The sequence below is a fragment of the Streptomyces sp. NPDC053541 genome (assembly GCF_044544705.1).
GTDB lineage: Bacteria > Actinomycetota > Actinomycetes > Streptomycetales > Streptomycetaceae > Streptomyces.
The window spans coordinates 371,685-386,437 of sequence record NZ_JBITXM010000008.1 but is presented as its reverse complement, the minus strand read 5'-3'; the positions used below and the strand labels follow the sequence as shown (position 1 = coordinate 386,437).

General features: G+C 72.1%; 11 protein-coding genes and 1 riboswitch. Of the genes, 5 read left to right on the top strand and 6 right to left on the bottom strand.

What is annotated here, in order from left to right:
- Window positions 1-2 precede the first annotated feature (2 nt).
- Window positions 3-1,085, bottom strand: a complete 1,083-nt coding sequence (ribD, locus tag ACIGW2_RS22460; protein ID WP_391653972.1) for a bifunctional diaminohydroxyphosphoribosylaminopyrimidine deaminase/5-amino-6-(5-phosphoribosylamino)uracil reductase RibD — start codon at window positions 1,083-1,085, stop codon at window positions 3-5.
- Window positions 1,086-1,294: 209 nt separating this feature from the next.
- Window positions 1,295-1,424, bottom strand: a riboswitch (FMN riboswitch).
- A gap of 282 nt (window positions 1,425-1,706) precedes the next feature.
- Between ribD and ACIGW2_RS22455 the strand changes: the two genes are divergently transcribed.
- Window positions 1,707-4,091 (top strand): chitinase C-terminal domain-containing protein, encoded by a 2,385-nt coding sequence (locus tag ACIGW2_RS22455; protein ID WP_399845296.1) that lies wholly within the window; start codon window positions 1,707-1,709, stop codon window positions 4,089-4,091.
- A 203-nt stretch (window positions 4,092-4,294) separates the two neighbouring features.
- Here the strand turns inward: ACIGW2_RS22455 and ACIGW2_RS22450 are convergent, their stop codons facing one another.
- Window positions 4,295-5,419 carry an ROK family transcriptional regulator gene (locus ACIGW2_RS22450; RefSeq protein ID WP_391653750.1) on the bottom strand — a complete coding sequence of 375 codons (1,125 nt, stop codon included), beginning with the start codon at window positions 5,417-5,419 and terminating at the stop codon, window positions 4,295-4,297.
- Window positions 5,420-5,525: 106 nt separating this feature from the next.
- Here ACIGW2_RS22450 and ACIGW2_RS22445 point away from each other — a divergent pair, with 106 nt between their 5' ends.
- The 3 genes from ACIGW2_RS22445 (at window position 5,526) to ACIGW2_RS22435 (ending at window position 8,975) form a co-directional block, all read left to right on the top strand.
- Entirely contained in the window at window positions 5,526-6,734 is a 1,209-nt protein-coding gene (locus tag ACIGW2_RS22445; RefSeq protein ID WP_399845294.1) for an MFS transporter, read from the top strand.
- Between the two features lie 56 nt (window positions 6,735-6,790).
- Window positions 6,791-8,197, top strand: a complete 1,407-nt coding sequence (locus tag ACIGW2_RS22440) for a solute carrier family 23 protein (RefSeq protein ID WP_356072046.1) — start codon at window positions 6,791-6,793, stop codon at window positions 8,195-8,197.
- A gap of 76 nt (window positions 8,198-8,273) precedes the next feature.
- The gene (locus ACIGW2_RS22435) at window positions 8,274-8,975 is read left to right on the top strand and encodes a DUF5995 family protein (RefSeq protein WP_391653751.1); all 702 of its coding nucleotides are present in this window, start codon (window positions 8,274-8,276) and stop codon (window positions 8,973-8,975) included.
- A 21-nt stretch (window positions 8,976-8,996) separates the two neighbouring features.
- Here ACIGW2_RS22435 and ACIGW2_RS22430 read toward each other — a convergent pair whose 3' ends face one another.
- Window positions 8,997-10,697 carry a flavin monoamine oxidase family protein gene (locus tag ACIGW2_RS22430; protein ID WP_391653752.1) on the bottom strand — a complete coding sequence of 567 codons (1,701 nt, stop codon included), beginning with the start codon at window positions 10,695-10,697 and terminating at the stop codon, window positions 8,997-8,999.
- Between the two features lie 57 nt (window positions 10,698-10,754).
- The gene (locus ACIGW2_RS22425) at window positions 10,755-11,573 is read right to left on the bottom strand and encodes a carbon-nitrogen hydrolase family protein (protein ID WP_391653753.1); all 819 of its coding nucleotides are present in this window, start codon (window positions 11,571-11,573) and stop codon (window positions 10,755-10,757) included.
- Between the two features lie 312 nt (window positions 11,574-11,885).
- Between ACIGW2_RS22425 and ACIGW2_RS22420 the strand changes: the two genes are divergently transcribed.
- Entirely contained in the window at window positions 11,886-12,431 is a 546-nt protein-coding gene (locus tag ACIGW2_RS22420; protein WP_391653754.1) for a Repetin, read from the top strand.
- Window positions 12,432-12,486: 55 nt separating this feature from the next.
- Here the strand turns inward: ACIGW2_RS22420 and ACIGW2_RS22415 are convergent, their stop codons facing one another.
- A complete protein-coding gene (locus ACIGW2_RS22415) occupies window positions 12,487-12,942 on the bottom strand; it encodes an Lrp/AsnC family transcriptional regulator (protein ID WP_356072032.1) in 456 nt (151 codons plus the stop codon).
- Window positions 12,943-12,952: 10 nt separating this feature from the next.
- Window positions 12,953-14,425, bottom strand: a complete 1,473-nt coding sequence (locus ACIGW2_RS22410; protein ID WP_399845290.1) for an amino acid permease — start codon at window positions 14,423-14,425, stop codon at window positions 12,953-12,955.
- Window positions 14,426-14,753 lie beyond the last annotated feature (328 nt).

Here is a 14,753-nt window from a genome sequence, read left to right as displayed (position 1 = left end):
GGTCAGGCTCCCTTGGTGGTGGCGGGGTCGGTGGGAACGGGGGCGGCGGGAACGGCGGTGACGCGGAGATCGGCGCCGATGCGCACGGTCTCGGTGACGTCGAGGCGCAACGCGTCCGCGAGGGTGGTGATTCCGGCGTCGGCGAGGGCGGCGGGGCCCGCGCCGAGGAGGACCGGGGCGAGGTATCCGACGACCTGGTCGACGGCGCCGGCGGCGAGGAAGGCGCCCGCGAGGGTGGGGCCGCCCTCCAGGAGGACGGAGCGGACGCCGCGGGCGTGCAGGGCGTCCAGGAGGGCGGGGACGGACAGCCCGCCGCCCTCGGCCCGGGGCAGCCGGACGACCGGTTCGAGGGCGGTCCCGGCGTCCTCGGCGACGGCGATCAGGGTCGGCGCGGCGTCGTCCAGGACCCGGGCGCCGGGCTTGACGGCGGTGCCCTCGGTGTCGACGACCACGCGGAGCGGCTGGACGGCGCCGTCCACGCCCCGTACGGCCAGGTGGGGGTCGTCGGCGCGGGCGGTGCCGGAGCCGACCACGACCGCGTCGGCCTCGGCGCGCAGCCGGTGGACGTCGGCGCGGGACTCGGCGGAGCTGATCCAGCGGGAGGTGCCGTCGGCGGCGGCGATCCGCCCGTCGAGGGTGGCGGCGTACTTCCAGCGCACGAAGGGGCGGCCGCGCCGCACGGAGGTGAGCCAGGCCAGGTTGCCGGCCTCGGCCTCGGGGGCCAGGAGACCGTGGGCGACCTCGACGCCGGCCGCGCGCAGGGTGTCCGCACCACCCGTGGCCTGCGGGTTCGGGTCGCCGACCGCGTACACGACACGGGCGATCCCGGCCTCGATCAGGGCCTGGGCGCAGGGGCCGGTGCGACCGGTGTGGTTGCAGGGTTCGAGGGTGACGTAGGCGGTGCCGCCGCGGGCCAGGACGCCGGCCGCGCGCAGGGCGTGGATCTCGGCGTGCGGGCCGCCGGCGCGCTGGTGCCAGCCCTCGCCGACCTGGTGTCCGGAGGCGTCGGTGATGACGCAGCCGACCACCGGGTTGGGGCTGGTGGCGCCGAGACCGCGGGCGGCGAGCGCGATCGCGCGCCGCATGGCGGTGATGTCGGCCTGGGTGGCGGCCACCGGGTCCTCCTGCCTCTTCGGGCACGGACTCCGGGGCCTGTCGATGACGACAGAGAGCGGATACGACGGCTTCGCACGGGGTGCGCCGGGGCCGGATGCCGCGAGGGTGCGCCGGGACCGGGAAACCGGTGCGGCGACCAGCGGACGTACGGCCGGCCCACCCCTGAAGGGGTCGCCCGCCGCGCACTGCCTCCCATCCGGACTTTCACCGTCGGTCCAGGAATCTCACCTGGTCAACCGGCCGCTGGCTGCGGACGGGTCGCGGACTATACCGCCGGTTCGGAATTACACCGACCCCGGAGTGCGCTGCTGCTGATACAGGTCCAATATGCCACGGCCGGGGACCGGCCATGCGGGTGAGGGCCTGTGGGCTGACTCACAGCCCGGCCCACCCTCCCACGGAAAACCCCTTTGGTCCAGACCTATTGACGCACTGGTCTAGTCCTCTTAATGTCCGTGTCACCTCCGAGGCACGGCCCGCCGGTGTGCGCACTCCACGGGCCCAACACGACCCACCCCCTTGTTCGTTGAGCAAACCCGACTCCCCCTGCGCCTGTGGCGCGGTGGCACCCCCACCACGGAGGAAAGATCGTGTTGTCCCCCACCCAGAAGAGGGCCTCGCTGCTCGCGTCCGGTGCCGCCGTCGCCGGGCTGCTGATCAGCTCCCTCGCCGCCGGCGGCGTCTCGTACGCGGCCGACAACGAGTCCTGTCGCCCCGACGGCCTCTACAGGACGCCCGGCGTCGACGTCCCGTACTGCTCGGTCTACGACTCCGAGGGCCGCGAGAAGATGGGCGCGGACCACCAGCGGCGCGTGATCGGCTACTTCACCGGCTGGCGCACCGGGAAGAACGGCGAGCCCGCGTACCTCGCCTCCGACATCCCGTGGGACAAGGTCACCCACATCAACTACGCCTTCGGCCACGTCGGCGGCGACAACAAGCTCTCCGTGGGCACGGACGGGCCGGGCAACGCGGCCACCGGGATGACCTGGCCCGGTGTCGCGGGCGCGGAGATGGACCCGGCGCTCCCCTACAAGGGCCACTTCAACCTGCTCACCAAGTTCAAGAAGCAGCACCCGAACGTGAAGACGCTGATCTCGGTCGGCGGCTGGGCGGAGACCGGCGGCTACTTCGACGACAACGGCAACCGCGTGAACTCCGGCGGCTTCTACTCGATGGCCACCAACGCCGACGGGTCGGTCAACCAGGCCGGGATCGACACGTTCGCGAACTCCGCCGTCGACTTCATCCGGAAGTACGGGTTCAACGGCGTCGACATCGACTACGAGTACCCGACGACGATGAAGGACTCGGGCAACCCGCTCGACTGGCAGCTCTCCAACGCGCGCCGGGCCGGCCTCGTCCAGGGCTACGCGGCCCTGATGAAGTCGCTGCGCGAGAAGCTGGACCGGGCCGGCGCCGCCGACGGCAGGCACTACATGCTGACCGTCGCCGCGCCCTCCTCGGGCTATCTGCTGCGCGGCATGGAGACGTTCCAGATGCAGAAGTACCTGGACTACGTCAACATCATGTCCTACGACCTGCACGGCGCCTGGAACGAGTACGTCGGCCCGAACGCCTCGCTGTTCGACGACGGCAAGGACGCCGAGCTCGCCGCCGCCAACGTCTACGGCAGCGCGCAGTACGGCTCCCTCGGCTACCTCAACACCGACTGGGCGTACCACTACTTCCGCGGCTCGATGCCCTCCGGCCGGATCAACATCGGCCTGCCGTACTACACCCGCGGCTTCAAGAACGTGCAGGGCGGCACCGACGGCCTGTGGGGCAAGGCCGCCACGACCGCCTGCCCGGCCGGCTCCGGCCTGACCAAGTGCGGTGACGGCGCCGTCGGCATCGACAACCTGTGGCACGACAAGGACACCAACGGGCAGGAGTCGCCCGCCGGTTCCAACCCGATGTGGCACGCCAAGAACCTGGAGAAGGGGATCGTCGGCGACTACGTCACGAAGTACGGCTTCCCGGCCGACACCCGGCTGACCGGCACCTACGCCCGCAAGTACGACGCGACCCTGGTCGCGCCCTGGCTGTGGAACGCCGACAAGAAGGTCTTCCTCTCCACCGAGGACGAGCAGTCGGTCGGCGCCAAGGCCGACTACGTGATCGACCGCGGCATCGGTGGCACCATGATCTGGGAGCTGGCCGGCGACTACTCCTGGAACGCGGCCAAGGGCCAGTACGAGATGGGTTCCACGCTCACCTCGCTGATGTACGACAAGTTCAAGGCCGCCACCCCCTACGGGGCGAAGAAGAGCAACAAGGCGCTGCCGACCCAGACCGTGAACGTGGGCGTGGAGTTCACCGACTTCAAGCTCGGCGACTCCAACTACCCGATCACCCCGAAGCTCCGGATCACCAACAACACCGCCACCGCGCTCCCGGGCGGCACGGAGTTCCAGTTCGACTACGCGACCTCGGCGCCGGGCAACGCCTCGGACCAGTCGGGCTTCGGCACCAAGGTGATCAGCAGCGACCACACGGGCAGCAACGTGGGCGGCCTCAAGGGCGACTTCCACCGGGTCTCGCTGAAGCTGCCGGCCTGGCAGTCGCTGGCCCCGGGCGCCACCGTGGACCTGGCGTTCAACTACTACCTGCCGGTGTCGACCCCGTCGAACTGGACGGTGACGATCAACGGCACGGCATACGCCCTCGCCGGTGACCTGGCGCGCGGCACGACGCTCGTGGAGCCGGGCGGCTCGACCCCGACGCCCACCCCGACCCCGACCACCACGTCGCCGACCCCCACCCCGACCACCACGTCGCCGACCCCCACCCCGACCCCGACGCCGACCGGTGGCACCTGCACCGCCCCGGCGTACGTGGCCGGCACGGTCTACAACGCGGGCAGCCTGGTCTCCCACAAGGGGCACACCTGGAAGGCCCAGTGGTGGACCCAGAACGAGGAGCCGGGCACGACCGGCGAGTGGGGCGTCTGGAAGGACCAGGGCGCCTGCTAGACCGCCCCGCTTTTGACGATCCGCACCACCTGAGGATCCTCACCACCTGAAATGCCCCCGGCGGCGGTTCTCACGGCCCTTGCCGCCGCCGGGCCTCCCACCGCGCCGCGTCCCCCTGTCCGGGGCGCGGCGCGGACGCGTGTGCGCGGTCCACGGGATGGCGGGGTCACAGGGGTCATGGGGGTCACGGCGGGTTACGGGGGTTACGGGAAGAGCTCGTCCTGCGCCGCGTCGCGGGCCCGCAGCAGCGCGCCGCGCAGCACCGCCGCGTCGCCGAGCGCGGTGGCGCGCACCTCGGTGCGCAGCGGCGAGAGCCGGGCGAGGACGGACTGGACGCGGGCGGCGAGCTCCGGGCCGCCCTGGTGGCCGGTCTCGCCGGCGAGCACCACGCAGCCGGGGTCCAGGACGGCGGCCACCGCCGCCGCGCCGACGGCGAGCCGCTGGGCCAGGGCGTCGAGGAAGGGGCCGTGACCGGAGCCGAGGGCGGTGGACGGGTCGAGGCCGTGGGCGGCGGCCAGCGCCTCCACGGCGGCGACGCAGGCCAGTTCGTGGAAACCGCCGTCGCAGTGGGTGGCCGAGGGCAGCCCGGAGGTCATCGGCACCGGCAGGAAGCCGATCTCGCCGGCGCCGCCGGAGGCCCCGCGGCGCAGTCGGCCGTCGAGGACGACGGCCGCGCCGACACCCTGGCCGAGCCAGAGCAGGACGAAGTCCTCGCGGTCGCGGGCCGCGCCGGCGCGCAGTTCGGCGACGGCGGCGAGGTTGGTCTCGTTCTCGACCAGGACCCGGGCGGGCAGCCGTTCCTGGAGGACGCCGATGAGCCGGCGGTGCCAGGCGGGCAGGCCGGTGGAATCGCGCAGCTCACCGGTGGCCGGGTCGATGAGGCCGGGGGCGCCGACGGCGACGGTGTGCAGCCGGTCGGCGCCGGCCTCCTCGGCGGCCCGCTGGAGGAGGGCGACGGCCTGTTCCACGGCCGCGCCGGTGCCTCCCGTGTCGCCGATCGGTGCCGCGGCCTCGGCGAGGGTGGTGCCGAGCAGGTCGGCGACGACGACGGAGACGGAGCGGGTGCGCACGTCGAGGGCGGCGAGGTGGGCGCGGTCGGCGACGATCCCGTACAGCTTGGCGTTGGGGCCGCGGCGCTCGGCGCCGGTCTCGCCGACCACGTGCACGAGTCCGGAGCCGCTGAGCCGCTCGACGAGGTCGGCGACGGTGGGGCGGGACAGTCCGGTGAGCGTCTTCAGCTGGGTCGCCGTCAACGGGCCCTCGTCCTGGAGCAGTCGCAGGGCGAGCCGGTCGTTGATGGCCCGCGCGGTGCTCGGGGATGCGGCCATGCGGGGATCCTCTCAGACGGTCGCGGGCGCCCGGGCCGTCGGCCCACTATTTATCAGGCAGGGTCCCTGATAGTTTACGCGGGAACCAGGACCGAGGGAGGGACCCATGGCGGCAGAGACCGTCTTCATCACCGAGCGGCTGCGCCGGGCGCGGTACGCCGTCGCCGCCGTCTTCTGCGTGCACGGCGCCGTCACCGGCAGCTTCGCCACCCGGATCCCGTGGATCCAGGAGCACGCGCACGTGAGTGCGGGGCAGCTCGGCCTCGCCCTGGCCTTCCCCGCGCTCGGCGCCTCGCTGGCGATGCCGCTGGCCGGCGCGATCAGCCACCGCTTCGGCGCCCGCACCGCGCTGCGCGGCCTGCTCGCGCTCTGGACGCTGTCCCTGACGCTGCCCTCGCTCGCGCCGAACGTGTACGGCCTGTGCGCGGCCCTCTTCGTCTACGGCGCCACCGCCGGCATGTCGGACGTCGCCATGAACGCCCTCGGCGTGGAGACCGAGAACCGGCTCGGCCGCTCGATCATGTCCGGCCTGCACGGCATGTGGAGCCTGGGCGCCCTGCTCGGCTCGGCGGCCGGCACGGTCGCCGCCCACCTCGGCGGCGACGCCCGGCTGCACCACCTGGTCGCCGCGCTGGTGCTCACCGGGATCGGGCTCGCCGCCTGCCAGGGCGTGCTCGACCTGCACAGCGCGCCCGAGGAGGAGGCCCCGCCGCGGTTCGCGCTGCCGCCGAGGTCCGCGCTGGTGATCGGCGCCATCGGCTTCTGCGGGGTGTTCGCCGAGGGGGCCAGCCTGGACTGGTCGGCGGTCTACCTGAAGGAGGAGCTGGGCAGCTCGGCCGGGCTCGCGGCCGCCTCCACCACCGCCTTCGCGCTCACCATGGCCGTGGCGCGCCTGGTCGGCGACCGGGTCGTGGACCGCTTCGGCGCGGTGCGTACGGTACGGGTCGGGGGCTGCGCCGCCACCCTCGGCGGGCTGCTCGTGGTGACCGCCCCGCACGCGGCCCTGGCGCTGGCCGGATTCGGGCTCATCGGCCTGGGCGTCGCGGTGGTCGTGCCGCTGGCCTTCGCCGCCGCCGGGCGCAGCGGCCCGAACCCCAGCCAGGCCATCGCGGGCGTCGCCACCATCACGTACACCTCGGGGCTCATCGCCCCCTCGGCCATCGGCGGCATCGCCGACGCGACCTCACTGGTGCTGTCCTTCGGCCTGGTGACCCTGCTCGCCTTCGGCCTGGTGCTCGGCGCGGGCGTGCTGCGGTCGGCGGGCCGCGCCCCGTCCGCCCCGGCCGCGGCCGGCTCTTCGGAAAAGGTCCGCTGACCTGCGGCGCCTACCATATGGCTGAATCCCCACCCCCGGAGAACTGGAGCGAGCACATGAACCTCGGCGTGCGCTGGAGCCTGCACGGCGACGGGAGGACACCCGCTCCGGGGGCGGTGGTCCGGCCGGACGAGCGCCTCTCCTGGCCCCGTACGGTCGGGCTCGGCGCCCAGCACGTGGTGGCCATGTTCGGCGCGTCCTTCGTGGCCCCGGTGCTCATGGGCCTGGACCCGAACCTGGCGATCATGATGTCCGGCGTCGCCACGGTGATCTTCCTGCTCGCGACCCGCGGCACGGTCCCCTCGTACCTGGGCTGCTCGTTGTCCTTCGTCGGGGTCGCGGCCGCGATCCGGGCCTCCGGCGGCAGCAGCGCCACCGTGACCGGCGCGGTGTTCGTGGTGGGCGCGGTGCTGTTCCTGGTCGGTCTCGCGGTGCGGCGGTTCGGCGCGCGGATCATCCACGCGGCGATGCCGCCGGTGGTCACCGGCGCCGTGGTCATGCTGATCGGCTTCAACCTGGCGCCGGTCACCGCCGCCACGTACTGGCCGCAGGACCAGTGGACGGCGCTGCTGGTGATGCTCTTCACCGGGCTTGCCGTGGTCTGTCTGCGCGGCTTCTGGTCGCGGATCGCGATCTTCCTCGGCCTGGTCTTCGGCTACGGCATCTCGTGGGTCTTCGACCTGGTCTTCGGCATGATCCACTCCCAGTCGGCGAGCGGCCAGGTCACCGACCACTGGCGGCTCGACCTCTCCGGCGTCGCCAAGGCCGACTGGATCGGCCTGCCGTCGCTGCACGGCCCCAGCTTCGAGTGGTCCGCGATCCTGGTCGCGCTGCCCGTGGTCATCGCCCTGGTCGCGGAGAACGCCGGTCACGTCAAGGCGGTCGGCGAGATGACCGGCTCCTCGCTCGACGACAAGCTCGGCACCGCGATCGCCGCCGACGGCGCCGCGTCCATGCTCTCCACCGGCGTGGGCGGCCCGCCGAACACCACGTACTCCGAGAACATCGGCGTCATGGCGGCCACCCGGGTCTACTCGACCGCCGCCTACTGGGCCGCCGCCGGCTTCGCCCTGCTCTTCGGTCTGTGCCCGAAGTTCGGCGCGGTCGTCGCCGCCATCCCCGGCGGGGTGCTCGGCGGCATCACCGTGATCCTGTACGGCATGATCGGCCTGCTCGGCGCCCAGATCTGGATCAACGCCAAGGTCGACCTGCGCAATCCGCTCAACCTGGTGCCCGCCGCGGCCGGCATCATCATCGGCGTCGGCGGCGTCAAGCTGACCTTCACCGACACCTTCGAGCTCGGCGGCATCGCGCTCGGCACGATCGTGGTCATCACCGGCTATCACGTGCTGCGCGCCTTCGCCCCGGCCCACCTCAAGGAGCAGGAGCCGCTGCTCGACTCCGGCACCAGCTCGTACGAGGGCGCCGAGAGCAGCTCCGGCGGGGAGCCGGCCGCGAAGTAGCGGCGCGTTCGCCCGTTCTGGGGAAGCCGGGCGGCGGAACGCCACCGTCCGGTCCTCCGGCTGCCACCCTGCACCCATGGCGCAGACGCAGGACATCCAGCTCGGGCCGTTCACGGCCGTCGACCCCGTGGTGGCCCGCATGCGGGCCATCCGCGCCACCGCGCACCCGGCCGACGGGGTCGCGGTGTTCAACCGGGTCTATCTGACCGTCACCGAGGAGATCGGCCGGGCCATCGAGGCCGGCACCTTCGCCGACCGGCGGGCCGCCGCCACCCTCGACGTGCGCTTCGCCCAGCGCTATCTGACCGTGGTCGACTCGGTCGCCGCCGGCGGCCCGGCGCCCGCCTGCTGGCGGCCGCTCTTCCACTACCGGCGGCACCCCGGGGTCCGCCCGCTGCAGTTCGCGCTGGCCGGGATCAACGCCCACATCGGGCACGACCTGGCGCTCGCCGTCGTCGACACCTGCCGCACCCTGGACTGCGCGCCCGGCGACCTGGAGGACGAGTTCGACCGGGTCGGCGACGTCCTGGTGCTCCTGGAGGAGCGGATCCGGGAGGAACTGATGCCGGGCCCGGACCTCCTGGAGGTCGCGGACCCGCTGACGCACCTGCTCGGCTGCTGGAGCCTGGACCGGGCCCGCGACGGGGCCTGGCTCGCCGCCCGCTCGCTGTGGCAGCTGCGGCGGCTGCCCGACCTGGCCGAGGAGTTCACCGAACGCCTCGACCGGTCGGTGGGCCTGGTGGGGCGGATGCTCCTCACGCCCCTCACCAGGCCCTGATCCCGGGGAGGACCGGGAGGGTCAGTCCTCCGGCAGCTCGACCGGGGCGATCTCGTCGTAGACGTCGCCCGGGCCCGGGTTGGTCGGGTCGGTCGCGCCGCCGAGCTGGTGCATCACGCCCCAGACCGCGTTGAGCGCCGTCTGCACCGCGCCCTCGGCCCAGCCGGCCGTCCACGAGATGTCGTCGCCGGCCAGGAAGATGCCCCGCTTGTCCTCGGGCAGCCGGTCCTGCATGAAGTGCGTGAACAGGCGGCGCTGGTAGCGGTAGTGCCCCGGCAGGTTGGCCTTGAACGCGCCCATGAAGTAGGGCTCGTTCTCCCAGGACACGGTCACCGGGTTGCCGATGATGTGCTTGCGGATGTCGACCTTCGGGTAGATCTCGCCGAGCGACTTGAGCATGACCTCCATGCGCTCGTTCGCGGACAGCGGCAGCCACTTCAGGCTGTCGTCGCACCACGTGTACGAGAGGCAGATCACGGCCGGCTTGTCCGGGCCGTCGTCCAGCAGGTAGGTGCCGCGGGTCATCCGGTCGGTGAGGGTCATCGACATGACGTCCCGGCCGGTCTCCTCGTCCTTGTCCAGCCAGAACGGGCGGTCCACCGGCACGAAGAGCTTGGAGCTCTCCATGTAGTGGGTGCGCTCGATCGCCGTCCAGTGGTCGATCGGGAACAGCGCGTCGTCGCAGGCGATCTTGGACAGCAGCATCCAGGACTGGGCGGTGAAGATCGCGGCCCGGTAGGTGCGGATGTCGCCGTTGGCGTCGGTCACCGTGATGTGGTTGTCGGCCGTGCGGTGCAGCCGGGTGACGGCCGGCTTCGGGGCGCCGCCCTCGTGCAGCGAGGCGAGCGAGGTGCCGTGCGCCCAGTGCACGATCTTCTCCGGCTCGCGCTCCCACAGGCGCAGCGGCAGCTGCTGCGAGCCGCCGACGATGCCGCGGTGGTGGTCGTCGGCCTCGGTGTAGACGACCCGCAGGATCTCCAGGATGGAGTTGGGGAAGTCGGTGTCCCAGCCGCCGGTGCCGAAGCCGACCTGGCCGAAGATCTCGCGGTGCCGGAAGGACTTGAAGGCCTCGGAGTCGCAGAGGAAGCCGTAGAAGGTCTGGTTGTCGAGCTTCTCGACCAGCTTGGCCCAGATCTCGCGGATCCGCGGCACGTCGCGCTCGCGCATGGCGCGGTTCATGTCGGAGAAGTCGGCGCCCTCGTCCAGGCACTTGTTCCAGGCCTCGGCGACGTCGCGGTAGACCTGCGGCAGGTCCGCGATGGTCTCCGCGTAGTGCGACTCGCCCTTGAGGTCGACGACGGTCGACGGGGTGGCCTCGGCCAGCGGGTTCGGGAACGGCCTGGTGGTCAGGCCCACCAGGTCGATGTAGTGCTGGAGCGCGGTGGAGGAGGGCGGGAAGCGCATCGCGCCCATCTCGGCGGTCAGGCCCTCGGCGCCCGTGCCCTCGAAGCCGACGGTGCGCAGCCGGCCGCCTATCTGGTCGGCCTCGTACACGACCGGCTTCAGGCCCATCTTCATCAGCTCGTAGGCGGAGATGATGCCGGACAGACCGCCGCCGATGATCGCGACCTCGGTGCCGTGCTCGGTCGCGGGGACCTGCCCGAGACCGGCCGGGTGGGCCAGGAAGTCGTCGTAGGCGTAGGGGAAGTCCGGACCGAACATGGTGATCGGCGGCTGCTGCTCGTCGGCGTGCTCGACGGCGTTGGGCACGGTGGACGTCATGGGGTACGGACTCCTTGCACGAAGCGGGTGACGCGGGGAGGGAGGGGTGGGGGCGGCTCAGGCCCGGTCGTGGACCAGGGGGCCGTAGAGGCCGGGGCGGCGGTCCCTGAGGTAGGGGTTCTCCGCGCGCGAGGCGGCGAGGAAGTCGGGGTCGACGTCGCCGACGACCAGGTCCTCGCCGCGGCCGGCGCGGACCCGGGCGGTGCCGTCGGGGGCGGCGAGCGTGGACAGGCCGACGAACTCGAAGTCGCCCTCGGGGCCGGTCCGGTTGGCGTACGCGATGTACATCTGGTTCTCGAAGGCGCGCACCGGGACGACGGCCTCGGGGACGATCTCGGCCGGGTGCATCAGCGCGGTCGGCACCAGGAGGAGGTCGGTGCCGGCCAGCGCCTGGGCCCGGACGTTCTCCGGGAACTCGACGTCGTAGCAGATCATCAGGCCGAGGGTGAGGCCGCCGAGCTCCGCCTGGACCACGGCCGTGTCGCCGGGCGTGAACCACTTCAGCTCGAAGTCGCCGAAGAGGTGGGTCTTCCGGTAGTGGGCGAGGGCGGCGCCGTCGGGGCCGAAGAGCTGCGCGGCGTTGTAGATCACGCCGTGGGCCCCGGTGTCCCGCTCGGGGTAGCCGTAGCCGACGGCCAGGCCGTGGCGGGCGGCGATGGCGGCGACGGCACGCGCGGAGGGGCCGTCGGCGGGCTCGGCGAGGCGGGCGATGTCGGCGCCGATCGCGTAGCCGGTGAGGAAGAGCTCGGGGGCGAGCAGCAGGCCGGCGCCCGCGGCGGCGGCGCGGGCGCCGGCCTCGTCGAGGATCTTGAGGTTGGCGGCCACGTCACCGAGCTCCCCGGAGCTCTGGAGCAGGGCGGTGCGCAGCGCGGGCATGGGCCGTCCTCGAAGGTCGAAGGTGAGGGAGGAATTCAAGGGGAAGCTGTCAAAAACGGTACGGTTCCGGACTCGGCCGGGACAAGGCGGGACCGTTGCGGACCGACCGTCGAACCGTTGCGCGATCACCCGGCCGGGCAGTGATTCGTTGCGCGCCCCGTCGCGCACCCTCCCGGGGTGATCGTCCGCGGGGCGTACCCCTCCCCCGCCGTGCGGCGGAGACGGCAACCGTTCCCGGGCCCGACGCTCCGGCGGGCGCGGCCCGGAAGAGTGGTGGGCGTCCGGTTGACCTGCCGAAAGGACCGACACGACATGAACCGCCGCACGAGGATCGCCGCCGTCGCCGCGGCCCTGCTGATCACCGCCGGGGCGGCCGGCTCGGCGACCGCCGCCGGGGACGGCCGGGGCGCGCACCGGGAGGCGGCGGCGCTGACCGGCACCGCCAAGCTGTACCGCCCGGCGGGCGACGACATCACGTTCTCCTTCGACGCGCACCTGGCCGCGAAGGACAACCGGAACCCGGAGGCGGCGACCGGCACCTTCCGTTTCAGCCACTACAAGGACGGCCGGGGCGGCTACGCGGTGGCGGAGGTGGACTGCCTGGCCACCGGCGGCGCGGTGGCCGTGGTGACGGGCCGGGTCGTCGAGACCGACGTGAAGGAGTTCGAGGGCGCGCGGGTCGGGGTCTCGGTGCACGACCTCGGGAAGCGCGACCGGCTGGGCTACAGCTGGCTGACCCAGGACCCGGAGGCGGGCGACGTGCCGAAGTGCCAGACGGCGCCGCCCTTCGAGAAGGTGAGGTCCGGCACCGGCGACTTCGACGTGCTGCCCTGGCTCCTGGACTACCCCACCGAATGAGCCGAAGGGCCGCCCCACGGGGGTGGGCGGCCCTTCACTGCTCCTTCGCGCGCCGCTACGCGGGCGAGCCCGAGGAGAAGCGCCGCAGCAGCGGCGACAGCACGAGGACGGACTTGGTGCGCTCCACGAAGGGCTCGCCCGCGATCCGCTCCAGGACGCGCTCGAAGTGGCGCATGTCGGAGGCGAAGACCTGCACGACGGCGTCCGCGTCACCGGTCACAGTCGACGCGGACACCACCTCCGGGTACCGCTCCAGACCGCGCCGGATGTCCTCCGGCGAGGTGTTGTGGCGGCAGAAGATCTCGACGAACCCCTCCGTCTCCCAGCCGAGCGCCGCCGGGTCCACCCGCACGGTGAAGCCGGTGATGGCGCCCTCGGCCCGGAGCCGGTCCACGCGCCGCTTCACGGCGGGCGCGGAGAGTCCGACGAGCGAGCCGATGTCGGCGTAGCTGCGGCGGGCGTCTTCCGCGAGGGCGTGGACGATGCGTTCGTCGAGGTCGTTGAGTCGCACTACGGGTGGATCACTTCTCTGCGGATGCCAGTTTCGAGCGGCGTATGCCGTACAGGAAGTAGACCACGAGGCCGACGGCCATCCAGCCACCGAAGTACTGCCACGTGATCAGGTCGAGCTTGTACATGCTGTACGCGCAGCAGATGAAGCCGAGGACCGGGAAGACCGGCCCGAAGGGCACCTTGAAGGAACGGTCCATGTCCTTGCGGGTGTAGCGAAGCACCACGACGGCAACGTTGACCAGGGCGAACGCGAAGAGCGTGCCGATGCTGGTGGCGTTCACCAGCTCGCCGAGCGGTACCGCTGCGGCGAGGACACCGCAGAAGAGCGAGACGATCAGCGTGTTGACCCGCGGGGTGCCGGTCTTGGGCTCGACCTTGCCGAACACCTTCGGCACGAGTCCGTCGCGGGACATCGCGAAGAGGATGCGGGTCTGGCCGTAGAGCACGGTGAGGACGACGCTGGCGATCGAGATGACCGCGCCCGCCGCGAGCAGGGTGCCCCAGAAGCTCTGGCCGGTGACGTCGTTCATGATGGCGGCCAGCGAGGCCTCGGACCCCGAGAACTTCTTCCAGTCCCAGGCGCCCACGGCCACGGCCGCGACGAGCACGTACAGCGCGGTCACGATGACCAGGGAGAGCATGATCGCCCGCGGCAGGTCCCGCTTCGGGTTCTTGGCCTCCTCACCGGCCGTGGAGGCGGCGTCGAAGCCGATGTACGAGAAGAAGAGGATGGCGCCGGCGGCGCCGATGCTGCCGGGGCCGAGCGGCATGAAGTCCGAGTAGTTGCCGGACTTGAAGCCGAGGAATCCGACCACGCAGAAGAGCGCCAGCGAGACGATCTTGACGAACACCATGATCGTGTTGGCCCGGGCGGACTCCTTGGCGCCACCGAGCAGGAACAGCATGGCCAGCACGACCACGATCAGGGCGGGCAGGTTGAACACACCGCCGTCGCCGGGCGGCGCGGTGAGGGCCGCCGGCAGCGTCACACCGATGGTGCCGTCGAGCAGCTCGTTGAGGTAGTCACCCCAGCCGACGGCCACGGCCGCGACGGAAACGCCGTACTCGAGGAGCAGGCACCAGCCGCAGATCCAGGCGATGAATTCACCCATCGTTGCGTACGCGTACGAGTACGAGGATCCGGCCACCGGAATCGTTCCGGCGAGCTCCGCGTAGGACAGCGCGGAGAAGAGCGCGGTGAGTCCCGCGAAGATGAACGCGATCGTGACCGCGGGGCCGGCCAGCGGAACGGCCTCGCCGAGCACCACGAAGATGCCGGTGCCGAGCGTCGCACCGATGCTGATCATCGTCAGCTGCCACATCGAGAGCGAGCGGCGAAGGCTGCCGCCCTCACCCTGCCCACCCTCCGCGACCAGCGCTTCAACCGGCTTGCGACGGATGAGGGCCCTGAGCCCGGAGGTCGTGCGGGCGGCCGGGACGGACGTGTCCTCGGCCGGTGGGGCTGCGCCGTGGTCAAGCACTGCGGGGGCTCCTTATCGCTGCCTGTCGACGAGCGGGGACCGCGGCGGTGCGTGGGCGTGCGAGAACAGCCCACGAGGGAAGGGGGAACCGCCGAGCAGGCGGTCGCCGCCACTCCTGGTACGGGGCACGAGCCTAAGGCTTCGAGCTTCGCACTCGTAATGCAGGGTTGTTGCGCAGTGGCGGATGATCATTGCGCGCTTGCCGTGCGAACGGGGAAACATTGCGCTCCCCCGCATGAATCGACACATCGGGGGCATGACGCGCCCCTGGCCCGCGCATTGACTCCGCGGGCCGGATCGAGCACGCTGCACCCGCCCGGAAGGAGGT